General features: G+C 71.7%; 25 protein-coding genes. 15 read left to right on the forward strand and 10 right to left on the reverse strand.

Going from position 1 to position 22,667, the window contains the following annotated elements; genetic code table 11:
- Window positions 1-126 precede the first annotated feature (126 nt).
- Window positions 127-777 carry a TetR/AcrR family transcriptional regulator gene (locus AC07DO_RS07600; protein WP_479057727.1) on the reverse strand — a complete coding sequence of 217 codons (651 nt, stop codon included), beginning with the start codon at window positions 775-777 and terminating at the stop codon, window positions 127-129.
- 134 nt (window positions 778-911) lie between these two features.
- Here AC07DO_RS07600 and AC07DO_RS07605 point away from each other — a divergent pair, with 134 nt between their 5' ends.
- Window positions 912-1,925 carry a DMT family transporter gene (locus AC07DO_RS07605; RefSeq protein WP_479057728.1) on the forward strand — a complete coding sequence of 338 codons (1,014 nt, stop codon included), beginning with the start codon at window positions 912-914 and terminating at the stop codon, window positions 1,923-1,925.
- Here the strand turns inward: AC07DO_RS07605 and AC07DO_RS07610 are convergent.
- Window positions 1,876-2,487 carry a TetR/AcrR family transcriptional regulator gene (locus AC07DO_RS07610; RefSeq protein ID WP_479057729.1) on the reverse strand — a complete coding sequence of 204 codons (612 nt, stop codon included), beginning with the start codon at window positions 2,485-2,487 and terminating at the stop codon, window positions 1,876-1,878. The genes AC07DO_RS07605 and AC07DO_RS07610 overlap by 50 nt on opposite strands.
- Window positions 2,488-2,489: 2 nt before the next feature.
- On the reverse strand, window positions 2,490-3,992 hold the full coding sequence (locus AC07DO_RS07615; RefSeq protein WP_479057730.1) for an MFS transporter: 1,503 nt from the start codon (window positions 3,990-3,992) through the stop codon (window positions 2,490-2,492).
- A 185-nt stretch (window positions 3,993-4,177) separates the two neighbouring features.
- Between AC07DO_RS07615 and AC07DO_RS07620 the strand changes: the two genes are divergently transcribed.
- The 4 genes from AC07DO_RS07620 (at window position 4,178) to AC07DO_RS07635 (ending at window position 8,341) form a co-directional block, all read left to right on the forward strand.
- Window positions 4,178-5,065: a Gfo/Idh/MocA family protein gene (locus AC07DO_RS07620; protein WP_479057731.1), complete on the forward strand. Its 888-nt coding sequence runs from the start codon at window positions 4,178-4,180 to the stop codon at window positions 5,063-5,065.
- Between the two features lie 432 nt (window positions 5,066-5,497).
- Window positions 5,498-6,319, forward strand: coding sequence for an MmyB family transcriptional regulator (locus tag AC07DO_RS07625; RefSeq protein ID WP_479057732.1), 822 nt, complete (start codon window positions 5,498-5,500; stop codon window positions 6,317-6,319).
- Window positions 6,320-6,449: 130 nt separating this feature from the next.
- Window positions 6,450-7,490: a PhlD gene (locus AC07DO_RS07630; protein ID WP_479057733.1), complete on the forward strand. Its 1,041-nt coding sequence runs from the start codon at window positions 6,450-6,452 to the stop codon at window positions 7,488-7,490.
- A 62-nt stretch (window positions 7,491-7,552) separates the two neighbouring features.
- The gene (locus AC07DO_RS07635) at window positions 7,553-8,341 is read left to right on the forward strand and encodes a GNAT family N-acetyltransferase (protein WP_479057734.1); all 789 of its coding nucleotides are present in this window, start codon (window positions 7,553-7,555) and stop codon (window positions 8,339-8,341) included.
- Between the two features lie 19 nt (window positions 8,342-8,360).
- Here AC07DO_RS07635 and AC07DO_RS07640 read toward each other — a convergent pair whose 3' ends face one another.
- The 3 genes from AC07DO_RS07640 to AC07DO_RS07650 are packed head-to-tail and all read right to left on the reverse strand — an operon-like array spanning window position 8,361 to window position 10,818.
- Window positions 8,361-8,918, reverse strand: coding sequence for an isochorismatase family protein (locus AC07DO_RS07640; RefSeq protein ID WP_479057735.1), 558 nt, complete (start codon window positions 8,916-8,918; stop codon window positions 8,361-8,363).
- Between the two features lie 56 nt (window positions 8,919-8,974).
- Complete coding sequence (locus tag AC07DO_RS07645; RefSeq protein ID WP_479057736.1) at window positions 8,975-10,378, reverse strand: MFS transporter; 1,404 nt, start codon at window positions 10,376-10,378, stop codon at window positions 8,975-8,977.
- Entirely contained in the window at window positions 10,375-10,818 is a 444-nt protein-coding gene (locus AC07DO_RS07650; protein WP_479057737.1) for a MarR family winged helix-turn-helix transcriptional regulator, read from the reverse strand. The genes AC07DO_RS07645 and AC07DO_RS07650 overlap by 4 nt, the downstream gene beginning before the upstream one ends.
- 192 nt (window positions 10,819-11,010) lie before the next feature.
- Between AC07DO_RS07650 and AC07DO_RS07655 the strand changes: the two genes are divergently transcribed.
- Entirely contained in the window at window positions 11,011-11,331 is a 321-nt protein-coding gene (locus AC07DO_RS07655) for a hypothetical protein (protein WP_479057738.1), read from the forward strand.
- On the opposite strand, the gene AC07DO_RS07660 is transcribed toward AC07DO_RS07655, so the two are convergent.
- Window positions 11,328-11,696 carry an ArsR/SmtB family transcription factor gene (locus AC07DO_RS07660; protein WP_479057739.1) on the reverse strand — a complete coding sequence of 123 codons (369 nt, stop codon included), beginning with the start codon at window positions 11,694-11,696 and terminating at the stop codon, window positions 11,328-11,330. The two genes, AC07DO_RS07655 and AC07DO_RS07660, sit on opposite strands and share 4 nt — an antisense overlap.
- 95 nt (window positions 11,697-11,791) lie before the next feature.
- Between AC07DO_RS07660 and AC07DO_RS07665 the strand changes: the two genes are divergently transcribed.
- Both AC07DO_RS07665 and AC07DO_RS07670 read left to right on the forward strand, forming a co-directional pair.
- Complete coding sequence (locus tag AC07DO_RS07665; RefSeq protein ID WP_479057740.1) at window positions 11,792-13,777, forward strand: heavy metal translocating P-type ATPase; 1,986 nt, start codon at window positions 11,792-11,794, stop codon at window positions 13,775-13,777.
- Complete coding sequence (locus AC07DO_RS07670; protein ID WP_479057741.1) at window positions 13,774-13,902, forward strand: hypothetical protein; 129 nt, start codon at window positions 13,774-13,776, stop codon at window positions 13,900-13,902. The genes AC07DO_RS07665 and AC07DO_RS07670 overlap by 4 nt, the downstream gene beginning before the upstream one ends.
- A 91-nt stretch (window positions 13,903-13,993) precedes the next feature.
- Here the strand turns inward: AC07DO_RS07670 and AC07DO_RS07675 are convergent, their stop codons facing one another.
- Complete coding sequence (locus tag AC07DO_RS07675; protein WP_150181991.1) at window positions 13,994-15,220, reverse strand: acyl-CoA dehydrogenase family protein; 1,227 nt, start codon at window positions 15,218-15,220, stop codon at window positions 13,994-13,996.
- 164 nt (window positions 15,221-15,384) lie between these two features.
- On the opposite strand from AC07DO_RS07675, the gene AC07DO_RS07680 reads away from it, so the two are divergent.
- Window positions 15,385-16,029, forward strand: a complete 645-nt coding sequence (locus tag AC07DO_RS07680) for a TetR/AcrR family transcriptional regulator (RefSeq protein WP_150181992.1) — start codon at window positions 15,385-15,387, stop codon at window positions 16,027-16,029.
- Between the two features lie 5 nt (window positions 16,030-16,034).
- Here AC07DO_RS07680 and def read toward each other — a convergent pair whose 3' ends face one another.
- A complete protein-coding gene (def, locus tag AC07DO_RS07685) occupies window positions 16,035-16,574 on the reverse strand; it encodes a peptide deformylase (protein WP_479057742.1) in 540 nt (179 codons plus the stop codon).
- 152 nt (window positions 16,575-16,726) lie between these two features.
- Here def and AC07DO_RS07690 point away from each other — a divergent pair, with 152 nt between their 5' ends.
- From AC07DO_RS07690 to AC07DO_RS07710, 5 genes are all read left to right on the forward strand, one after another.
- On the forward strand, window positions 16,727-17,965 hold the full coding sequence (locus tag AC07DO_RS07690) for a MurT ligase domain-containing protein (RefSeq protein WP_479057743.1): 1,239 nt from the start codon (window positions 16,727-16,729) through the stop codon (window positions 17,963-17,965).
- Window positions 17,966-17,988: 23 nt separating this feature from the next.
- Window positions 17,989-18,717, forward strand: coding sequence for a type 1 glutamine amidotransferase (locus tag AC07DO_RS07695; RefSeq protein WP_479057744.1), 729 nt, complete (start codon window positions 17,989-17,991; stop codon window positions 18,715-18,717).
- Window positions 18,718-18,897: 180 nt separating this feature from the next.
- Entirely contained in the window at window positions 18,898-19,923 is a 1,026-nt protein-coding gene (locus tag AC07DO_RS07700; protein WP_479057745.1) for a 6-phosphofructokinase, read from the forward strand.
- 106 nt (window positions 19,924-20,029) lie between these two features.
- A complete protein-coding gene (locus AC07DO_RS07705; RefSeq protein WP_479057746.1) occupies window positions 20,030-20,980 on the forward strand; it encodes a cytochrome c oxidase assembly protein in 951 nt (316 codons plus the stop codon).
- A gap of 87 nt (window positions 20,981-21,067) precedes the next feature.
- Window positions 21,068-21,226, forward strand: a complete 159-nt coding sequence (locus AC07DO_RS07710; RefSeq protein ID WP_479057747.1) for a hypothetical protein — start codon at window positions 21,068-21,070, stop codon at window positions 21,224-21,226.
- A 32-nt stretch (window positions 21,227-21,258) separates the two neighbouring features.
- On the opposite strand, the gene AC07DO_RS07715 is transcribed toward AC07DO_RS07710, so the two are convergent.
- Window positions 21,259-21,654 (reverse strand): SSI family serine proteinase inhibitor, encoded by a 396-nt coding sequence (locus AC07DO_RS07715; protein WP_479057748.1) that lies wholly within the window; start codon window positions 21,652-21,654, stop codon window positions 21,259-21,261.
- Between the two features lie 227 nt (window positions 21,655-21,881).
- Between AC07DO_RS07715 and AC07DO_RS07720 the strand changes: the two genes are divergently transcribed.
- Window positions 21,882-22,631 carry a lysophospholipid acyltransferase family protein gene (locus AC07DO_RS07720; RefSeq protein WP_268769239.1) on the forward strand — a complete coding sequence of 250 codons (750 nt, stop codon included), beginning with the start codon at window positions 21,882-21,884 and terminating at the stop codon, window positions 22,629-22,631.
- Window positions 22,632-22,667 lie beyond the last annotated feature (36 nt).

Below are 22,667 nucleotides of genomic sequence, written 5' to 3' on the forward strand. Positions count from 1 at the left end.
GCCTTTTACCGATGGCAGGGTCGTGACTCGTGTCAGTGCGGGACGCCCGTCCCGCCGGACACCGGGGCTTCCCGCTCTTGCCGAGACCGGCCGGAAGGCCGTATTCCGGCCATGGGCAAAGACTTGTCAACGATGCCCGGACGCCCGCCCCACGGCCGCGTCCAGGAGCGCCCCCGCGTCACCGCGGGCCTGATCGATGGCCTTCGGAAACACGTGCAGGCCGTGCGCGACGAGCGCGCCCTCATGGAGAAGCATGAGCGTTCGCCCGAGCCGCGCCGCTTCACCCTCGGACGCTGCGACGCCCCCGGCGAGGTCCGTGAACAGCGCGAGCATCCAGACCTTCTGACCGGTGATGATCGGGTACGCGGGATGGGCGGGGTCGCTGATCTCGGCGTGCGCGTTGACCATGCTGCACCCCTTGACGAGGTGCCCCTGGGGCCCCTGGGCCCAGTCGCGGAGGGCGTCGAAGACGGCGAGGATCCGGGCGCGGGGCGTGGAGGCGGCCTCGAGGTACGGAGCGAGGAAGGCCCGCCAGCGTTCGTCGCGGTCGGCCAGGTACTCCACGACGATCTGCTCCTTGGAGCCGAACCGGTCGTAGAGGGTCTTCTTCGTGACCCCGGCCTCGACAGCGATCAGATCGACTCCGACGGCATGGATGCCCCGCTCGTAGAAGAGACGCCCCGCGGCATCGAGGGCGCGGCGGGCGGCCGGCGTCATCGCGATGCGGTGCGGCACCGCCGCGTCGCCCTGTTCCGTGTTCGGCGTGTTGTCACCCATGACCCCCATGGTAGACCGACCGGTATACAGCGCACCTAGACCGATCTGTATACTCGGCGGCCAGGTAGACAGATCGGTTTACTCGCCCACGACGGGCTCCGCACGACGTCGGAGACCCGAGACGGGAGAATCCCATGAACGTCCTGCTGTCGACCGCATTCGTACTGACCTGGAGCTCCGGGTTCATCGGCGCCAAACTGGGCGCGGGCAGCGCGTCCGCCGTGACGGTGCTGATGTGGCGCTTCCTGCCGCTGGCCGTGGTTCTGGGGCTGGTCGCCCTTGCGCTGTCCCGGACGGCGTGGCGCGGCCTGACGGCGCGCGACGTCGGACGGCAGGCGGCCGTCGGCGCACTGTCGCAGAGCGGCTATCTCCTGACCGTGTACCTGGCGATCCAGCTGGGTGTCTCCAGTGGGACGACCGCCCTGATCGACGGTACCCAGCCACTGGTCGCGGGCGCCCTCGCCGGGCCTCTGCTCGGCCAGTACGTCTCGCGCACGCAGTGGACCGGTCTCGGCCTCGGCGTGGCCGGAGTCGTCATCGTCACCGCCGCCGACTTCTCGCAGGGCGGCGCCACCCCTGCCTGGGCCTACCTCGTGCCGTTCCTCGGCATGCTCTCGCTGGTGGCGGCGACCTTCCTCGACCGGCGTGCGCCCCGCCCGGTCGCCCCTTCGGTGGCGATGACCGTCCACTGCGCCACCAGTGCCGTCGTGTTCACGGGACTCGCGCTGGCGTCCGGCGGCGCGACGCCCCCGGCCGAGGCGTCGTTCTGGGGCGCGATCGCGTGGCTGGTCACGCTCTCCACGTTCGGCGGGTACGGCCTGTACTGGCTGATCCTGCGGCGCTCCGGTGTCACGCAGGTCAACACGCTGATGTTCCTCATGGCGCCCGTGACCGCACTGTGGGGTGCGCTGATGTTCGGCGAGCCGTTCGGGCCGCAGACCGTGGCGGGGCTGGCGGTCGGCCTCGCGGCCGTGGTGGTCGTACGGCGAGGCGGACGGGGAGCGGACCGACGCACCGCTGCGGACCGGCCCACCGCTGCGGACCGGCCCACCGCTGCGGACCGGCCCGCCGCTGTGGCAGCCGCCCAAAGGACGCAGGTCAGCGGGGAGTCAACAAGGCCTGCACCGCGGGTGCGTACCGGTCGGTGATCTCGGTGATCTCCGTGGCGCGCAGGTACGGGCCGCGGGCGATGCCGTACATCACTCCGAGGCCGAGCAGCATGCCCACGGCGAGCTCGGCCCGCAGTCCCGCGTCCGGCCCCGACAGCCGCTCGCTCAGCCGCTGGGCCACCTGCACGCGGAAGTTGGCGCGCAGGATGTCGCCCTGCTCGCCGTGGAGCGGGGCGAAGACGATGCGCAGGATCGGGTCGGCGCCCCGCTCGGCCTGGCCGGTGAGCAAGTGCCCGACCATGTGGCGCCCGAGGTCGTCGACGGGGGCGCCGAGGAACGTGTCGGCGTCGGCCTCGAACGACATGACCTGGGAGAACAGGGCGTCCTTGTTACCGAAGTACTTCAGGACCAACGGGGCGCTGACGCCGGCCCGGTCGGCCACGGCCTTGAGGGTGATGTCCCCGTGCGCGTGCCGGGCGAGCAGATAGCGGGCGGCGCGGATGATGGCCCCCTTGCTCGCCTCGGCGTCCCTGCGCCCGGCGGGCGGGGCCCGGTGGGACCCCTCCGCGCTCCCGTCCGCCTCCGTGCGAACCTCCGCCATGGTCAGCTTCCCTCCAGAGCGGTCTCCTGTGCGGGCCCCTCGCGCCCGGTGGTCCTGCGGCCGTTCCGCGGGGCCGTGGCCGCGTCCGAGGGTATGGCCAGAGCGGTGGCGCAAGCGACGAGCGCCACGGTGCCGGCCAGGGTGAACGCGAGTTGGTAGCCGCCGAGCGTGGGGAACTCGGTACCTCCGGCGGACGCGGTGTGCCGGACGAGCACCGCGGCGACCGCCGCGCTCGAAACGCTCTGGCCGACCGTCCGCATCAGGACGTTCACCCCGTTCGCGGACGCGGTCTGCTCGACCGGCACCGCCCGCAGGATCAGCGTGGGCAGCGCCGAGTACGCGAAGGTCGTCCCGGTCGCCACGATCGCGGCGCCCAGCACGATCACCCACAACTCCCGGCTGTCCACGATGCGTACGGCATACCCGAGCGCCATGACCGCGCCGCCGAGCGCGAGGGTCACCCGGGGACCGCGCGCCATGGAGACGCGGGCCGACAGCGGCGAGAGGGCCAGCATGATCACGCCGTTGGGCAGCAGGCACAGGCCGGTCGCCACGATCGACAGCTCCAGTCCGTAACCGCTCTCGGCGGGCGCCTGCACCAGTTGTGCGGTCACCAACGAGTTGGCGTAGAAGGCGAATCCGGCGAGCAGCGCGGTCAGGTGCGGCAGGGCGACGCGCCGCCCTGAGGCCAGGCGCAGGTCCACCAGTGGCTGCTTCGCGCGCAGCTGCATGCGCCACCACACGGTCAGGACGGCGACCGCGCCCGCGAAGAGCCCGAGGACGGGACCGCTCCCCCATCCCCACTGACCGCCCTGCGAGACCGCGAGCAGCAGGCAGACGAGCCCGGCCGCCAGACCGAGCGCGCCCCACGTGTCGAACCGCCCCGGCGACCGCACCGGGGACTCCCGCACGGCCCACCGGGCGAGCAGCAGGCCGCCCGTGCTCAGGGCGGCCGTCGCCCAGAACATGGCGTGCCAGTCCGCGTACTGCACGATGAGCGCGGCCAGCGGCAGTCCGAGCGCGGCGCCGATCCCGACCGTGGAGCTCATCAGGGCGACGGCGGAAGCCGTGCGCTGCGGCGGGAGTTCGTCGCGCAGGATGCTGATGGACAGGGGCACCACCGAGGCGGACGCGCCTTGCAGGGCGCGCGCCGCGATCAGCAGCCGGATGTCGGACGTGAGCGCGCAGAGCACCGATCCCCCGGCCATCAGGCCGAGGGCGAGCAGCAGGACGCGGCGTTTGCCGTACATGTCGCCGGCCCGGCCGAGTACGGGGGTGAGGACCGCGCCGGACAGCAGTGTCGCGGTGACCAGCCAGGACACGGCGCCGGGTGAGCTGCCCGTCAGACGCGGCAGATCGGGGAGCAGGGGTACGACCACGGTCTGCGTGACGGCCATGAGGATGCCGCCGAAGGCGAGGACGGGGACCGTGAGACGGGTGCGCAGCCCTCCCCCGTCGCCTCCCCCGTCGCCCCCTCTGTCACCGACCGTCGGAACCGGCGCCATGACGTCTCCCCGCGATGAGGTGAATTTATATTCACCGTAGTGGGTGAATGGAAATTCACCCAGGGGAATGCGGGAAGAACGTGGACGGTACGTTCCGACCGGCCGTGGCCGTGAAGCACCCCGGACCACCACGCACCCCCACCGCGACAGGTCCACTGCCGGCGACTTCGGTCATACTGCGGCCCATGAACCGACTCCGCATCGGCCTGGTGGGCACCGGCCCGTGGGCCTCCGCCACACACGCCCCCGCGCTGTCCCGCCACTCCGGTGTGGACCTCAGCGGCATCTGGGGCCGCCGCCCCGAGCCCGCGGCCGCGCTCGCCGCCGAGCACGGGACCAGGGCGTACACGGACGTGGACGAGCTGTTCGCCGCGAGTGACGCCGTGGCGTTCGCGGTGCCGCCGGACGTGCAGGCGCCGCTCGCCGCGCGGGCCGCGGCGGCGGGCTGTCACCTGCTGCTGGACAAGCCGGTGGCCACGACGACGGCCGGCGCGCGGGACCTCGCGGCGGCGGCCGAGCGCGCGGGCGTCGCCTCCGTGGTCTTCTTCACGCTGCGCTTCACCACCGCCTCGGCGGCCTGGGTGGCCGAACAGGCCGCCACGGGCGGCTGGTTCACCGGCCGCGCCGACTGGTACGGCTCGTTCTACGCGCCGGACGGCAGAGCCGCCTTCCCGTCACCCTGGCGCGCGAGCCGCGGCGGTCTGTGGGACGTGGGCCCGCACGCCCTGTCGATGCTGCTGCCCGTGCTCGGCGACGTGACGGCCGTGACCGCCGCCGAGGGTCCCAGGGACACGGTCCACCTGATCCTGCGGCACGAGAGCGGCGCGTCCAGCACGGCGACGCTGAGCCTGACGGCGCCGCCGAAGTGCGAGGGTCGCGCCGTGGAGCTGCGCGGGGAGAGCGGCACGGTGGCGCTTCCGCCGTGGGAGGGCGCGGGCGACGCGTTCGGGGCGGCGGTGGACGCGCTCGTCGAGTCCGCGGCCACGGGCACGGCTCATCCGTGCGACGTACGGTTCGGGCTACGGGTCTCGGAGATCCTGGCGCGGGCGGAGGAGCACATCACGGCCACCTGATGCGCCCGGAACAACCACGGGCGGCCGGTACCGTGGCCGCTACGTAATGGCGAGTGACGGCACCGACCGCAGCCGGTGGTCCTACGGAACCGGCGGGGAAGCCGAACCGTGCGGTCCTGCGCTGCTCCGATTCCGACCACGCGGATCGAAATACGAACAGTTGTCCCACACGCTTCCCACATCGGCCCAGTAGGCCTAGGGGGTACCCAATGCCGGGGAATTTCAGCCATTCTCGAACTCACCGGACAAGATGCCCCACTGTTGCGCACGGGTGTCATCCGACGTTCAAACCTGCAGGTCGGTGACCCCGCACACTCCATGATGCCCGAGCGACTGATCGTTTTCTTCGGGCAATGTTTACTACCAAAGCCGATGTGAATATTTAGACTGATCACGCTCCAACTCGGCGTGCACCAAGAGGGATTACCCACCATGAACAAGACGGCGCTCCGCGCTCTGCTCCGCGAACGACGCGCCCTCATAGCTCCCGAATCGCACGGCTTCGCCCGCCCGACCGGCCAAGGGCGGCGCGCACCCGGCCTGTCACAGCACCAGGTCGACCAGCTGCTCCACCGTACGTTCGGTACGTATCACCGTCTCGAGTCCGGTAACTACCCCAACCCGCCGACCTCTCTGCTGCGTGAGGTGGCGCGCCTGTTCGGACTCAACGAACAGGAGTGGGTGTCCCTCTGTCGTTACGCCCTGCTGCAGGACCCGCCGGGACCGCTCCACCTCTCCTCCGGCAAGGAGGTTCCCGGCGTCTGGCAGGAGGCGGTCGACGGGATCGGACACATGGCCTACGTGACCGACGCGTCCTGGGAGACGCTCGCGTACAACAGTGCCTTCGCCGACATGTTCCCGGGCGGCAAGGTCCCCGGCAACACCCTGCGCTGGATGCTCCTGGACCCGCACGGCCGCGAGACCCTGATGAACTGGCACGGCGCATGGGCCCCGATGGTGCTTCCGCAGCTGCGGGCCGCGCTCGCCACCAGGCCCGACGACGACGTTCTGCGGCAGATCGAGAAGGAGATCCTGGCCGATCCCGAGACCGCCGACCTCTACGCCAGGGGCAACTCCCACCCCCACCCGGACGGCGACGAGCGTCCCTTGATGCATGCCCTGGAGGGCCCCGGCTGGGTCACCATGTGCGCGGCACAGCCCCTGACGGCGCCGGGCTCGCGGCTGATGATCCTCGTGTTCCACCGCGGCTCGCAGCGCGTCCACTCGCGCACGCCCAGTCTCCGCTCCGACTGATCCCGCGCAGACACCCCGCTCATTCTCGTACACACATTCGAGCACGCGGCGCATAACAGGGCACTCTCGGCACAGTGCAGTAATTTGGCCACATCCCCACCCGCACCGCCGATCCACGGGGAGTCGCCTCGTGACTGCTCACGTACTCCGCCCCCAGACCGTCCTCGGCGCCCACAGGGTCACCACGGCCGAGATAGCCGACGACATGAGCGCGCACCACGCCGACCACCCCCGACTGCGCGCCATACTCCGCGTCATCGGCAACTGCGGTGTTCGGACCCGCCACTTCACGCGCCCGCTCGACTCCCCCACCGTGTCCGGCACGGCCGACGTCGGGGAGCGCGCCCGGGTCGCCTTCTCCGACGCGCTCGACATGGCCGAACAGGCCTGCACCACGGCCCTGGACACCGCCGGTCTCACCGCACGCGACATCGACGCCCTCGTCACCACGCACACCACGAGCTGGGCCGTCCCGAACCTGGACATCAACCTCGTCACGCGGCTCGGCCTCCGCCCCGACCTGCGCCGCGTCGCGCTCACCTCCGTCGCCTGCCCGGGCGGCACCCAAGCCCTGACCCGCGCCGCCGACCTCCTCGCCGCACGGCCGGGCGGCACGGTCCTGGTGGTCGCCTCCGAGGTGCTGTCCAGCATCTACCACCACAGCGACACCACCATCGAGTCGATGATCTACAAGGCGCTGTTCGGCGACGCGGCCTCCGCGACCGTCGTCACCGACACGCCGCTGGGACCCGGACTGGCCGTCGAGGACACCTTCGAGTACGTCCTCCCGGGCAGCCTCGAACGCCAGCGCGGCAGGATCGCCGAGGACGGCATCCACTTCGACTCGACCAAGCAGGTGCTGGCCGCCGTCACCGACGTGACGCCGCCCCTCCTCGAGTGGCTCGGTCCCCGGCAGCCCGACTTCGCGGTCGTCCACCCCGGAAGCCCGCGCATCATCGCCGACACGGCGGCCGCGCTGAGTCTGGACGAGCACGCCGTCCGGCACTCCACGGACACGCTCCGCCACGAGGGGAACCTGGGCGGCGTGAGCATCCTGCGCGTCCTGGAACGCACCCACGCCGACCCTCCGCACGACGGCGCGCACGGCGCGGTCATCGCCTTCGGCCCCGGCTTCGCCACGGCGGCCCTGCGCTGCCGCTGGCGTTCCTAGGACCTGCCGGTTCCGGCGGAAAACCTGTTGCCGCCGCTGCGCGCCGCTGCTGAGGTGACCGCATGGATCACGCAGCGGTACTGGCCGCGTACGACCGTCAGCTTCGGCACGACACCACGGGCGAGGGCGGTGACACCCGGGTCGAGCGGACCGGGGACGTCGTGCGCGTCACCGGCTCCGCACACGACTGGAACGGTGTCCTGTGGACCGACATCGACGCGTCGACGGCGGACGCCGTGATCGCGGAGCAGGTGCGCCATTTCACCGGCGTGGGGCGCGAGTTCGAGTGGAAGCAGCACTCGTACGACCGTCCCGCGGACCTCGGCGAGCGACTCCTCGCGGCCGGGTTCGAGGCCGAGCCGACGGAGACCGTGATGGTCGCCGAGGCCACCGCCCTCCCCGCCGGCCCCGAACTGCCCGACGGCATCCGGCTGGTCCCGGTGACGGACGCGGCAGGCGTACGCCTCATGTCCGAGGCACACCTCGCCGCCTTCGGTGAGGGCGACGAGGCGCTGAGCGAACACCTCGCCCGCCGTGTGCTCGCCCAGCTCACCGAGACACCGGACGACATCGTCGCGGTCGTCGCGATGGCCGGCGACCGGCCGGTGTGCGGCGCGCGCATGGAGTTCCGGCCGGGCACCGACTTCGCCGGGCTGTGGGGAGGCGGCACCGACCCGCAGTGGCGCGGCAAGGGCATCTACCGTGCGACGGTCGCCCACCGCGCCCGCATCGCCGTCGAGCGCGGCTACCGCTATCTGCAGGTCGACGCGTCCGACGACAGCCGCCCGATCCTGGACCGGCTCGGCTTCGCCACGCTCTGCACGACCACGCCGTACGTGTACCGGCCGTAGGGCCGCGGACGTCCGGGGCTCAGCCGCGGCCGAGCAGCGCGGTGATCGCTTGCGTCGTGTCCGTCTCGCCGAGCCGCGGGAAGATCTTCTCCACGCTGTTGCGGTGGGCGTCGGCGTCCATGTCGGTGACGGCGTCGACGGCCACGGTCACGTGGTAGCCGTGCTCGTGCGCCGCGCGGGCCGTCGACTCCACGCCGATGCTCGTCGCGATGCCGGCGAGCACGACCTGGGTGACGCCCCTGCGGCGCAGCTGCAGGTCGAGGTCGGTGCCGTAGAAGGCGCCCCATTGCTGCTTGGTGACGACGATGTCCGTGTCCGTACGCCCCAGTTCGGGCACGAGGTCCGCCCAGTCCGCGGGCACGTCGCCGCCGCGCGCGGGCCCCTCGGTGCGGCCGGGGGCGCCGCCGGTCACCCGCACCAGGACCACGGGCAGCCCGCTCTGGCGGAAGGCGCGGGCGAGCGCGGCGGACCGTTCGACGATCTGTTGCGCGGGGTGGGCGGTGGGCAGCGCGGTGATGCCCTTCTGGAGGTCGACGAGGACGAGGGCGGTGGTGGGGTCGAGGAGGGTGGCGGTCATGGGTGGTGCCTTTCTCAAGCCGTACTGATTGCTTGCGTACATGGGCGATGACGCGCCTACGCGGCCGGGCGGCGGCGCAGCGCGCGGTCGGTGACGGTCAGGACGATGAGGGCCAGGGCGAGGACGGCGCCGACGGCGGCCATGAGGTGCAACCCGCCGTCGTCGGCGCGCTGCCCGTAGGCGAGACCGATCAGGCCGGACGCCGTGATGGCGCCGACGTACTGCGCGGTGCGCTGGAGCCCCGCGGCGGACCCGATGGCCTCCGCGGGCGCGAACTGCTGCACGGCCGCCTGGTTGCCGGTGCCCATGAGCCCCTGCGGAATGCCGAAGCAGGCGCCGGCCAGGAGCAGGACGGCGAGCGGTGTGGACCCCGTGGTGAGCAGCAGCAGTGCGCTGCCCGCGGCGAGGAGCACGGCGGCGACGGCGAGCGGCGCGCGGATGCCCTTGGTGCGCGTCCCGATCAGGGAGCAGGCCAGTGCGGCGAGGGACATCGGCAGCATGACGAGTCCGGTGTGCAGCGAGGAGTAGCCGCGTTCCTCCTCCAGCCACTGGGTGAAGCCGTACACCACGCAGTACACGACGAGGTAGCTCAGTCCGTGCCGCAGGTAGGTCCGGGCGAGCGCGTGGTTGGTGGCGAGCATGCGCAGGTCGATGAAGGGGTGCGGGTGGCGCAGCTGCCACCGGGTGAGCAGGGCGGAGAGCAGGACGACCGGGGCGAGCAGGGGCCACATCGGGTGGCGCAGGTCGAGCAGGAACACGACGAGGCAGCTCAGTGCGCCGGTGAAGAGCGCGATCCCCAGCGGATCGAGCGTCCCCTTCCCGTCTGTCGCCGCCCTCTCGCGCGGTATGTCCTTGGGTATCCACCGCAGGGCGGTGGCGTACGCGATGACCGCGACCGGCACGTTGACGGCGAAGACGGCGCGCCAGCCGGCGGTCGCGACGAGGAGGCCGCCGAGGGTCGGGCCGATCGCCGCGCTGCCGAGCGCCGCGAAGGAGAGGCGGCCGAGCACGGTGCGCGGGGTGGGGGTTCCGAGCCGCGTCGACTCGTCGCGCAGGACGGCCATCGCGGCGGGGTACGCGGCGGACGTGCCGATGCCGAGGAGCGCGCGCGAGGCGAGCAGCCAGCCGAATCCGGGGGCGAGCGCCCCGACGAGGCCCGACACGACGACGAGGACGAGTCCGCCGAGGAAGACGCGGCGCGGCCCCAGGCTGTCGGCGAGCTTGCCGAGCACGGGTTGGGCCACGGCGCTCGCGAGGTAGAGCACGGAGACGAGCCAGGCGGTGTCGGAGGCGCCGACGCCGAAGTCGTGGCCGATCGCCACCAGGCCGGTGGAGATCATCGTGGTGTTGAGGGGGTTCAGCAGGGAGCCGAGGAGCAGGGGCGCGGTCAGGCGCGCTCCGAAGCCGGGCCGCTCCCGCGCGGGACGCCGCTTGGCCCGGGTGAAGGACGTGGCGTTCACTTCTGCACCAGTCGCTCCAACAGTGCGACGGCGTCGGCCAGTTGGCGCCGCTCGGCCGGGTCGAGCTCTTCGGAGACGGCCTCGGAGAGCCAGCTGCGCTTGGCGGCGCGCCCGTCGGTCAGGGTGCGGCGGCCCTCGTCGGTCAGGGAGAGGACGGATTGACGCCCGTCGTTCGGATCGGGGGCCCGCTCGATGAGCTCCATGGACTCCAGGGCGCTCACGGTCATCCGCATCGACTGCGGCCGCACGAACTCGGCGCGCGCGAGCTCCGCGGTGGTGGCGGGACCTCCCCGGTCGAGGCGGGCGAGGACGGAACGCTGCGAAGGGCTGAGTCCGTTCATGGGTGACGCGCCCCGCAGTTTCCGTACAAGACGCCCGACGACGTGGGTGAGGTCGGCGGCGACCTGCTCAGGGGTGGGCTCTCCAGGGTGTCCGCTCATACGGCGACGATAGGATATAGCAAGTCAAACTTGCAAGCCTGCCTTCCTTTCTACCTCCTCCCCACACCATTGCACCCAATTCGCGATGAATGCTCCTTGCGCCCGTTATATCCCTTACGCAAGGTCTTGATGTCGAGTGCGTAGCTTCGTGGACATTCCACTCGACCCGGAGCGACCCGGAGGAAGGAGACCATGTCCACCCGCGTGCGCTTGAGGGCCCTCATGATCGTCATCGCGGCGCTCGCCGCCGTCGCCATGCCCACGGCGGCGGCGTTCGCCGACACCCCCCGGACCCATCACGCCACGGCCGGGCACGCAGCCCGCCTCTCCCCGCGCGAGGAGATCCAGCCCGCCGCGCACATCGTCGGCGACCTGGCCCGCAAGAGCGCGGAACGCTCGACGGGCCGCCCCATCGGAATGCTGCCCGAGCAGACCCGGGACGCGGCGTGCGACCTCGTCACCCCGGCGCGCGCCGCGACACCGGCCAACGGCCAACGGCACGCGGCGTTTTAGCGTCCGGCGGCGAGGTCGTCGCGCAGGCCGAGTCGCAGGTGCTCGACGTGGAAGAGGGCCTGCTCGAGAAGCTCGGCGACGTGACCGTCGTAGAGGGCGTAGACGATGGAGCGGCCCCGGCGTTCCCCGGTGACGAGTCCGAGGTTGCGCAGGAGGCGGAGCTGGTGGGAGCAGGCGGAGGCTTCCATGCCCACGGCCTCGGCGAGGTCGCCGACCGCGCAGGGGCCTTCCTGGAGGCGGGCCAGGATGCGCAGCCGCGAAGGGGTCGCCAGGGCCTGCAGGGTGGCGGCGACGTCAGTGGCCCCCACCGCGTCCAGGCGCTCGCGGGGGGTGGCGTGGTTCCTGGCGTCGGCTCCGTGACCCATGGCGCCCATCATACTGGCGATACATGAAGACCTGTTCAGATGTTCCTGTACGGTAGCCGTGTCGCCGTCCTCCGCCCCGAAGGGGTTGCTTCGCCATGCCCTCCGACCTGCTCCCGCGGCCCGAACAGGTAGCTCTGACTGCCCCTCGAACCGTGGCCAAACGACGTACCAGGGTGTTCTCCCTGCCTGAAGCGCGCTGGGCCGCTGCGGCGCTGGTGCTGTTCCTGATCGCGCTGCCGCTCCAGCTGACCGGAGCGTCCGGCTGGACGTGGGGACCTCTCTACGCGGCCGCCTACGTCACCGGCGGGTGGGAGCCCGCCTGGGCGGGGCTGACGGCCCTGCGGGAGAAGACCCTGGATGTGGATCTCCTGATGATCGTCGCCGCCGTCGGCGCGGCCTCGATCGGACAGACGATGGACGGCGCACTGCTGATCGTCATCTTCGCCACCTCCGGCGCTCTGGAGGCTTTGGCCACCGCCCGGACCCAGGACGCGGTACGCGGTCTGCTCGACCCGGCGCCGACCGTAGCCACCCGCCTCGCCGACGACGGCAGCGAATCGACGGTCCGCACACGGGACTTGGTGGTCGGGGACACCGTTCTGGTCCGCCCCGGCGAGCGGGTCGGCGCCGACGGCCGCGTGCTGTCCGGGGTCAGCGAGGTGGACCAGTCCACCATCACCGGTGAGCCGCTGCCGGCCGCGAAGAAGGCCGGGGACGAGGTGTTCGCCGGCACCCTGAACGGCACCGGGGCCCTGCGGGTCGAGGTCGAGCGGGATGCCTCGGACTCGGTGATCGCCCGGATCGTGGCGATGGTGGAGGAGGCTTCCGAGACGAAGGCGCCCACCCAGCTGTTCATCGAGAAGATCGAGCAGCGGTACAGCCTGGGCATGGTCGCCGCGACGGTGGCGGTTTTCCTGGTCCCCCTCGCGTTCGGCGCGGACCTGACCGCCTCACTGCTGCGGGCGATGACCTTCATGATCGTGGCCTCGCCGTGCGCCGTGGTCCTGGCGACGATGCCTCCGCTGCTCTCGGCGATCGCCAACGCCGGACGTCACGGCGTCCTGGTGAAGTCCGCCGTGGTGATGGAGCGTCTCGGGCAGGTCGACGCGGTCGCCCTCGACAAGACCGGCACCCTGACCGAGGGCACCCCTCGCGTCACCGACATCCGACCGGTGCCCGGTTCGGAACTGACCGAGGACGCCCTGCTGGCGCCGGCCGCCGCCGCCGAGCACCCCAGCGAACACCCCCTGGGCCGTGCCGTCGTCGACGCCGCCCGCACCCGCGGCCTGCCCGTCGCCGACATGCGGGACTTCACCTCCACGCCCGGCGTCGGTGTCACCGCGACCGTCGCGGGTCACACGGTCACGGTCGGCGCGCCCGCCCGGCTCCTCGACCGCGACGGCGACACGGCGACGGACGCCGCCACCGAGATCGCGGTCGAGCTGGAGGACGGGGGCCGTACGGCCGTCGTCGTCCTGTTCGACGAGGTCCCGGTGGGGGTGCTCGGCATCGCCGACCGGCTGCGTCCCGACGCCGCCGCGACCGTCGCCGGCCTGACCAAACTGACCGGCCGCACCCCCGTGCTCCTGACGGGCGACAACCCCCGCGCCGCCGCCCGCCTGGCCGCCGAGGTCGGCATCACCGACGACGAGGTCCACGCCGGGCTCCTGCCCCAGGAGAAGGTCGAAGCCGTGCGGCGCCTGGAGGCACACGGCCGCAGGACGCTGGTCCTCGGTGACGGCGTCAACGACGCCCCGGCCCTCGCCGTCGCCCACACCGGCATCGCCATGGGCCGCGCGGGCTCCGACCTCGCCCTGGAGACCGCCGACGCCGTCATCGTCCGCGACGAACTCGCCACCGTCCCCAAGGTCATCGCCCTGTCCAGAGCGGCCCGCCGCCTGGTGGTGCAGAATTTGGTCATCGCCGGGGCGTTCATCTCCGGCCTGGTCATCTGGGACCTGGCGGGCGACCTGCCCCTGCCGCTCGGAGTTCTCGGCCACGAGGGCTCGACCGTCGTCGTCGGCCTCAACGGGCTGCGTATGCTGCGCGACGCCGCCTGGACGACAAGGAGCACGACGTGACCACCCTCGCCCTGTACCTGCCCGGTTCCGGCGCTCTCCCCCGCTGGGCACAGATCACCGTCGGCGTGGTCGTACTCGGGCTGGTCGCGGCGCGGATCTGGTTGACCTTCCGGCGTCGGAAGTAATCACTCCCGCCTGCGCAAGAAGCCCCTCATCCACGAGGGTGAGGGGCTTCTTGCGGTGTTCGGCTCCGCATGTCCCGTAGGCGTGTCACGCCTAGCGGATCGGCATTCCCGAGAGAGTCCGCGCGATGACCAGGCGCTGGATCTCGCTCGTGCCCTCGAAGATCGTGTAGATGGCGGCGTCGCGGTGCATGCGCTCCACCGGGTACTCGCGGGTGAAGCCGTTGCCGCCGAGGATCTGGACCGCCTGCGCGGTGACCTTCTTGGCGACCTCGCTCGCGTAGAGCTTCGACATGGAGCCCTCGGCCGACTCGAACTTCTTGCCCGTGGTGGCCATCCAGGAGGCGCGCCACACCAGGAGGCGGGCCGCGTCGATCTGGGTGCGCATGTCGGCGAGCTGGAAGGCGATGCCCTGGTTGTCGATGATCGGGCGGCCGAACTGGGTGCGCGTCTTGGCGTACTCCAGGGCCTCCTCGTACGCGGCGCGCGCCGTGCCCACGGCCATCGCGCCGACCGCCGGGCGGGAGGCCTCGAACGTGGCCATCGCCGCGTTCTTGACGCGCTCGCCGCCGGACTTGGCGCGCTCCCGCGCACGGGCCATGCGCTCGTCCAGCTTCTCCTTGCCGCCGAGCAGACAGTGCCCGGGGACGCGGACGTCCTCGAGGACGACCTCGGCGGTGTGCGAGGCGCGGATGCCGTGCTTCTTGAACTTCTGGCCCTGGGACAGGCCGGGGGTGTTCGGCGGGACGATGAAGGACGCGTGGCCCTTCGAGCCGAGCTCGGGGTCGACGACCGCGACCACGACGTGGACGTTGGCTATGCCGCCGTTGGTCGCCCAGGTCTTCGTGCCGTTGAGGACCCACTCGTCCTTGGCCTCGTCGTAGACGGCACGGGTGCGCATGGCGGCCACGTCGGATCCGGCGTCCGGCTCGGACGAGCAGAACGCGGCGACCTTGACGTCGTTCACGTCGCCGTACATCTGCGGGATCCAGGTCCCGATCTGCTCCTCGGTGCCGTTGGCGAGCACACCGACGGCGGCCAGGCCCGTGCCCATGATGGACAGGCCGATGCCCGCGTCACCCCAGAAGATCTCCTCGGTCGCCATCGGGATGCCGAGGCCCGAGGGGTCGAAGAACTGCTGGGCATAGAAATCGAGCGAGTAGATCCCCAGCTTCGCCGCTTCCTGGATGATGGGCCACGGGGTCTCCTCGCGCTCGTCCCACTCGGCGGCCGCGGGGCGGATCACATCGGCGGCGAACCCGTGGAGCCAGTCCCGGACCTCCTTCTGTTCGTCGTTGAGCTCCATGGTGAACTCGGCCATGACCCCTCCAGGACCTGCGATCATCTGCGGCGTTACTTGCGGTAACCGCAGTCTGTTACCGGCCAGTAGTCCATGTCAACTCCCGATGGCCCGTTCGATCCGTACCGGACGACGGGTGTTACGTTGCGCGTGCGTCACCGATTCAGCACGGGCGGGGAGAAACGATGGAGACCACGCAGCGGACCGATCAGCAACGGTCCGCGGAACACCGGCGGCGAGAGCTCCTCGAGGCCGCGGACCGGGTCGTGCTCCGCGACGGCCCCGGCGCCTCGATGAACGCCATCGCCGCCGAGGCAGGCATCACCAAGCCGATCCTGTACCGCCACTTCGGCGACAAGGGCGGCCTGTACGCGGCACTCGCCAAGCGGCACACCGACGCCCTCCTCGAAGCGCTGCGCGCCGCGCTCGACGCGCCCGCCGAGCGCAGGGAACGGGTCGAGGCCACGCTCGACACCTACCTCGCGGCGATCGAGGCCCGCCCTCAGGTCTACCGCTTCCTCATGCATCCGTCGGAGGCCCCCTCCCCCGGCGAGCAGGGCTTCGACGTCGGGCTGCACTCGGCTCCCCTGCTCCGCCGGCTCGGCGAGGAGCTCGCGGAGGTCATCGAGGAGCGCGTCGACCTCGGCCCGGAGAGCGCCGAACTCGCCCGGGTGTGGGGACACGGCATCGTCGGCATGATGCACGCGGCGGGCGACTGGTGGCTCGGCGAACGGCCCTGCCCCCGCGCCCAGTTGGTGCGCAGCCTCGCCGACCTGCTGTGGGGGCGGCTCGCGGCGGCGGGCAACCGCGTCGGAGGTCCCGGGTTCTGAGGCCGTCAGGAGTTCCAGGAGGCCTTGGCCACGGCCCGCAGCACCCTGCGGCGCCGCCAGCCCGTGACGCGGTCGGTGTAGACACCGCCGTCGAGGTGGTCGCACTCGTGCTGGAGACAGCGGGCGAACCAGCCCGTCCCGTGCACCCGGACCGGCTCCCCCCGCACGTCGACGCCTTCGACGACGGCGTGGTCGAAGCGCGGCGTGCCCGCTTCGAGCCCGGGCAGCGAGAGACAGCCCTCAGGGCCGCGCACCGTCACGCCGTCCGCCTCGACGAGCTTCGGGTTGACCACGTGCCCGAGGTGACGGACGTCCTCGTCGTCCGGGCAGTCGTAGACGAACACCCGGCGGCCGACGCCGATCTGGTTCGCGGCGAGCCCGACGCCCCTGGCGGCGTACATCGTCGCGAACATGTCCTCGACGAGGCGCGCCAGTTCGGGGCCGAAGTCGGTGACGTCCTCGCACGGCGCGTGCAGCACCGGGTCGCCGAGCAGGGTCAGAGGTCGTACGCGCCCCGAGGCGCCCGGGATCGTGCCGTGTCGCATGGCGGCAAGAGTACGGTCCAGGGGACGGAGCGGCACCGCCGAGGTGCCGAGGTGGTGCCGCAATTCGGGCTTGCAGATGGATCTCGATAGGCTGAGCAGCGAAACGATGCCGGGGGCAGGCGCGGCGCCGTACGCAAGGAGGATCTCGACAGATGTCAGGCAACACGGACCCGCTGTCGCCGCGGGCCAAGCTGGCCGTGACGGCGGGCAAGGCGGCCGCGGCGGTGTCCCGGGCAGCGGGCCGCGGCAGCGGATCGGTGATCGGCGGCAAGGTCGCGCTCAGGCTCGACCCCGAACTGCTCGGGCGGCTCGCCACGCACCTGGACGTCGTCCTCGTGTCGGCCACCAACGGCAAGACGACCACCACGCGCCTGATCGCCGAGGCGCTGCGGGCCAGCGGCCCGGTCGTCTCGAACGCGCTCGGTGCGAACATGCCCGCCGGAATCACCTCGGCGCTGGCCGGCGGCTCGGACGCCAGGTTCGGTGTGATCGAGGTCGACGAGAAGTACCTCGCGGGCGTCGCCCGTGACGTCGACCCCAAGGCGATCGCCCTGCTCAACCTCTCCCGCGACCAGCTGGACCGCGCCGCGGAGACCCGCATGCTCGCCGAGAAGTGGCGCGAGGGCCTGGCCGGCTCCAAGGCCGTGATCATCGCCAACGCCGACGACCCGCTGGTCGTCTGGGCGGCCTCCTCCTCGCCGAACGTGGTGTGGGTGGCGGCCGGCCAGGAGTGGAAGGACGACGCCTGGTCGTGCCCGTCCTGCGGCGGCGTCATGCAGCGCCCCGGGGACGACTGGTACTGCGGCGAGTGCGGCTTCCGCCGCCCGGCGCCCAGCTGGGTGCTCTCCGGCGACCACGTCCTCGACCCGCACGGCTCCGCGTGGCCGATCCACCTGCAGCTGCCGGGCCGGGCGAACAAGGCCAACGCCGCCTCGTCGGCCGCCGTGGCCGCCGTCTTCGGCGTGCCGCCGCAGGTCGCCCTCGAGCGCATGTACCAGGTGCAGGCGGTCGCCGGACGCTACGACGTCGTGCAGTTCCAGGGCCGCGACCTGCGTCTGCTGCTCGCCAAGAACCCCGCGGGCTGGCTCGAAACGTTTTCGCTGATCGACCCGCCGCCGACCCCGGTGATCCTCTCCGTGAACGCGCGCGGCGCCGACGGCACGGACACCTCCTGGCTCTGGGACGTCGACTACACCCGGCTCGCCGGTCACCCGATCTTCGTGCTCGGCGACCGCAAGCTGGACCTCGCCGTGCGCCTCGAGGTCGCGGGCCTGGACTTCCGGGTCTGCGAGAGCGTCGACGAGGCGGTGCAGTTCGCCCCGCCGGGACGCATCGAGACGATCGCGAACTACACCGCGTTCCAGGACCTGCGCCGCCGCGTCGGCAACTGACCCGCCCGGATAAGGACATGAGCATGAGCGACAACAGCCTGCGGCTGGTGTGGGTCTACCCCGACCTGCTGAGCACGTACGGAGACCAGGGCAACGCCCTGGTCGTGGAGCGCCGCGCGCGTCAGCGCGGCCTCCAGGTCGAGCGCTACGACGTGCGCAGCGACCAGCCGGTGCCCACCTCCGGCGACATCTACCTGATCGGCGGCGGCGAGGACCGCCCGCAGCGGCTCGCGGCCGAGCGGCTGCGCCGCGACGGCGGCCTGCAGCGCGCCGTCGGCAACGGCGCGATCGTCTTCTCGGTCTGCGCCGGCTACCAGATCCTCGGCAACGAGTTCATCAACGACCTCGGCCAGCGCGAGCCGGGCCTCGGTCTCCTCGACGTGGTCTCCACCCGCGGCGAGGGCGACCGGTGCGTCGGCGACGTGCTCGCCGACATCGACCCGCAGCTCGGCCTGCCGCCGCTGACGGGCTTCGAGAACCACCAGGGCATCACGCACGTCGGCCCGGCCGCGCGGCCGTTCGCCCGCGTGACGCTCGGCCGCGGCAACGGCACGGGCGACGGCACCGAGGGCGCGTACAACGGCACGGTCTTCGGCACGTACATGCACGGCCCCGTCCTCGCCCGCAACCCGCTCATCGCGGACCTGCTCCTGAAGCTGGCCCTCGACGTGAACGCGCTGCCGCCGACGGACGACCGCTGGTACGAGGCGCTGCGCGCCGAGCGCATCAACGCCGCCCAGCAGCCCGCGTAACACTCCCGTCGCCCCTGGCGTCCGAGGGCCCGCCTGACGCCCCGCCCGCACATGTGAGCGGGGGCGTCCAGCCCTCGGACGCCAGGTGCGGCCCGGCCCCCCGGCGCCTATAGGGTGGCGGGGATCCAGCCGGACGACGTGGTCCGGTCATCGACCCACGTTGCAAAGGTATTCCGGGCCATGCGCATTGGTGTCCTGACCTCCGGCGGCGACTGCCCCGGCCTGAACGCCGTCATCCGCTCCGTCGTGCACCGCGCGGTGGCGGACCACGGCGACGAGGTCATCGGCTTCCACGACGGCTGGAAAGGCCTCCTGGAATGCGACTACCGCAAGCTGGACCTCGACGCGGTGGGCGGCATCCTCGCCCGCGGCGGCACCATCCTCGGCTCCTCGCGCGTCCAGCCCGCGCACCTGCGGGACGGTGTGGAGCGCGCCAAGGGGCACGTCGCCGAGCTGGGTCTCGACGCGATCATCCCGATCGGCGGCGAGGGCACCCTCAAGGCGGCGCGGCTCCTCTCCGACGCGGGCCTGCCCATCGTGGGAGTCCCCAAGACCATCGACAACGACATCGCCGTCACGGACGTCACCTTCGGCTTCGACACGGCCGTCGGCGTGGCGACGGAGGCCCTCGACCGCCTTAAGACCACCGCCGAGTCGCACCAGCGCGTGCTCATCGTCGAGGTGATGGGCCGGCACACCGGGTGGATCGCCCTGCACTCGGGCATGGCAGCGGGCGCGCACGCGATCGTCGTCCCCGAGCGCCCCTTCGACATCGAGGAGCTGGCCGCGAAGGTCGGCGAACGCTTCTCCGCGGGCAAGAAGTTCGCGATCGTCGTGGCCGCCGAGGGCGCCAAGCCCCGTGAGGGCTCCATGGAGTTCGACGTGGGCGGCAAGGACGTCTACGGCCACGAGCGGTTCGCCGGCATCGCCCGCCAGCTCTCCCTCGAACTGGAGCAGCGCCTCGGCAAGGAGGCCCGTCCGGTCATCCTCGGCCACGTCCAGCGCGGCGGCACCCCCACGGCGTACGACCGCGTCCTCGCGACCCGCTTCGGCTGGCACGCCGTGGAGGCCGTGCACCGCGGCGAGTTCGGCAACATGACGGCGCTGCGCGGCACGGACATCACGATGGTGCCGCTCGCGGAGGCCGTGGAGACGCTGAAGACGGTGCCCGAGGAGCGGTACGCCGAAGCGGAGTGCGTGCTGTAGTCCGGTCGCCCTCGAACTCCTGCCCCCGGTCGCGTCAGCGGCCGGGGGCAGTTCTACTCTGGTGCCGACACACGTCGCACAATCCGCACGAATCAGGAGCCACTGGATGGATCACAGCGGGCACGGCATGAACATGGATCTGCCGCCGTTCACGCTGGGGCGAGGCCTCGAGCTGTCGGCCGACCCCTTCTTCCTCATCGGCTGCCTGGTGGCCCTCGCCCTGTACGGGTGGGGCGTGGCGCGGCTCGTGCGGCGCGGCGACAAGTGGCCGGTCGGCCGCACGGTCTCGTTCGTGATCGGCATCCTGACCGTGCTCCTGGTGATGTGCACCAAGCTCAATGACTACGGCATGGTCATGTTCAGCGTGCACATGGTGCAGCACATGGTGATCAGCATGCTGTCGCCGATCCTGCTGCTGCTCGGCGCACCGATCACGCTCGCGCTGCGTGCGCTGCCCGCGGCGGGGCGCGGCCGCAAGGGCCCGCGCGAGTGGCTCCTGTGGCTCCTCCACAGCCGCTACATCAAGATCATCACGCATCCGGCGTTCACGATCCCGCTGTTCATCGCCAGCCTGTACGCGCTCTACTTCACGCCGCTCTTCGACACGCTGATGGGCTCCAAGGCGGGCCACATCGGGATGATGGTCCACTTCCTCGCCGTCGGCCTGGTCTTCTTCTGGCCGATCATGGGCGTCGACCCGGGACCGCACCGCCCCGGCTACATCATGCGGATGCTCGAGCTGTTCGCGGGCATGCCGTTCCACGCGTTCTTCGGCATCGCGCTGATGATGGCGAGCCAGCCGATGATCGGCACGTACATGCACCCGCCCGCCTCGCTGGGCATCGACGCGCTCGCCGACCAGGAGGCCGCGGGCGGCATCGCCTGGGCGTTCAGCGAGATCCCGTCCGTGGTGGTCCTGGTCGCCCTCCTCTTCCAGTGGCGGCGCTCCGACGACCGCGAGGCACGCCGCAAGGACCGTGCCGCGGACCGCGACGGCGACAAGGAGCTGGAGGCGTACAACGCCTATCTGGCCTCACTGGCCGCTCGCGGACGCTAGCGCCAGAGGGGCTTCCCGGGTGACGATGGTCTTCGGACCGCGGTCTGGGCGCGTGGGCGCCGCAGGCTGCCGGGAGGAGGCTGAGCGATGCCCGGTTCCACGAAGACGATGGGTGGGTTCACCATCGGAGGCCTCGTCATGGTGACGGCCTACACGGTGACGCTCGGAAGCAACGGCTGGTTGTGGTTCGGCTGGGTGGTGCTCGGTCTGATCACGCTGGCGATGGTGCTGTCGCGGACCGCGTGAGCGTGACGGCGCGCACCGGTCGCTCGAGGGGCTCAGAAGCGGAACACGTGGCCCGTGTCCGCGTCCAGGGCGCAGGCGTTCGGATACGTCTTGCGCCAGGCGACCGCCTTGCCTCGGTACGACCCGGTCGCCGTCGCCGTCACCGGGTCGAATTCCTTCGTACAGGCGTGCGGGTCGCCCGGCAGCTCGTCGAAGTCTCCCCCGGCCAGCGCGACCGCCTCGCACGCCTGGGCCGCCTGCGGGTGGGCCCCGGCGGGTTCGGGTACGCAGCGCAGCAGCACGCCGCGGATCCAGGTGTTCTCGGCGCCCGAGACGGTGAGGAAGAGCCCGCGCTTCGGGGCGGGGGCGGCGCTGTCGGCGGCATGGGCGGGCCCGAGCCCGCCGAGAGCCAGCAGGCAGGCGGCGGCCGCGAGGGGAAGCGAGCGCATGGGAGACCTCCGGGGTACGCGTCGGATGTGACGGCGGCGGTGACGTTCCGTGGCGTCGGACGACACCGGGGAGTAGCCACGGCACCCCTCACCGGCGGCGTACGTCGCGCCGCCACGCCGGTCGTTCGGCCACCCGGCCGCACGCAAGGGCCCGAACGGGCTCTCGCCTCCGCGCCATCGATTGACTACTGTGCGTCGGCACCGGGACCAGGGGGAAGGCGGCCGCCATGTTCTACCTACTGCTCAAGCACGTGATCCTCGGCCCGCTGCTCCGGCTGATGTTCCGGCCCAGAATCGAGGGCCTGGAACATGTGCCGGACGGCGGCGCGGCGATCGTCGCGGGCAACCACCTGTCGTTCTCCGATCACTTCCTGATGCCGGCGATCATCAAGCGCCGCATCACCTTCCTCGCGAAGGCCGAGTACTTCACGGGGCCGGGCCTCAAGGGCCGCCTGACGGCCGCGTTCTTCCGCAGCGCGGGGCAGATCCCGGTGGACCGCTCCGGCAAGGAGGCGGGCCGGGCGGCGATCCGCGAGGGCCTCGGCGTGCTGCGCAAGGGCGAACTGCTCGGCATCTATCCGGAGGGCACCCGCTCGCACGACGGGCGGCTGTACAAGGGCAAGGTCGGCGTGGCGGCGATGGCGCTCAAGGCGCAGGTGCCGGTGGTCCCGTGCGCCATGATCGGCACCTTCGAGGCACAGCCGCCCGGCCGGAAGTTCCCCAAGTTCAAGCGGGTGACGATTCGTTTCGGCGAGCCGCTCGACTTCACGCGCTACGTCGGCATGGACGGCGAGAAGGCCGTCCTGCGAGCCGTCACCGACGAGATCATGTACGCGATCCTCGGACTCTCCGGGCAGGAGTACGTCGACAAGTACGCGGCCGTCGTGAAGGCGGAGGAGGCGGCGGAAGCGGAACGCGAGCGCGCGGCGGCCGGAGGCAAGGAGCCGCGGAGGCGTCCGCGGATGCCGTTGAGCTGAGGGGCTCCCGGCACGGGTGCGCCCCTCGCGGCGCCG

It is taken from the genome of Streptomyces sp. NPDC045678 (genome assembly GCF_056432085.1).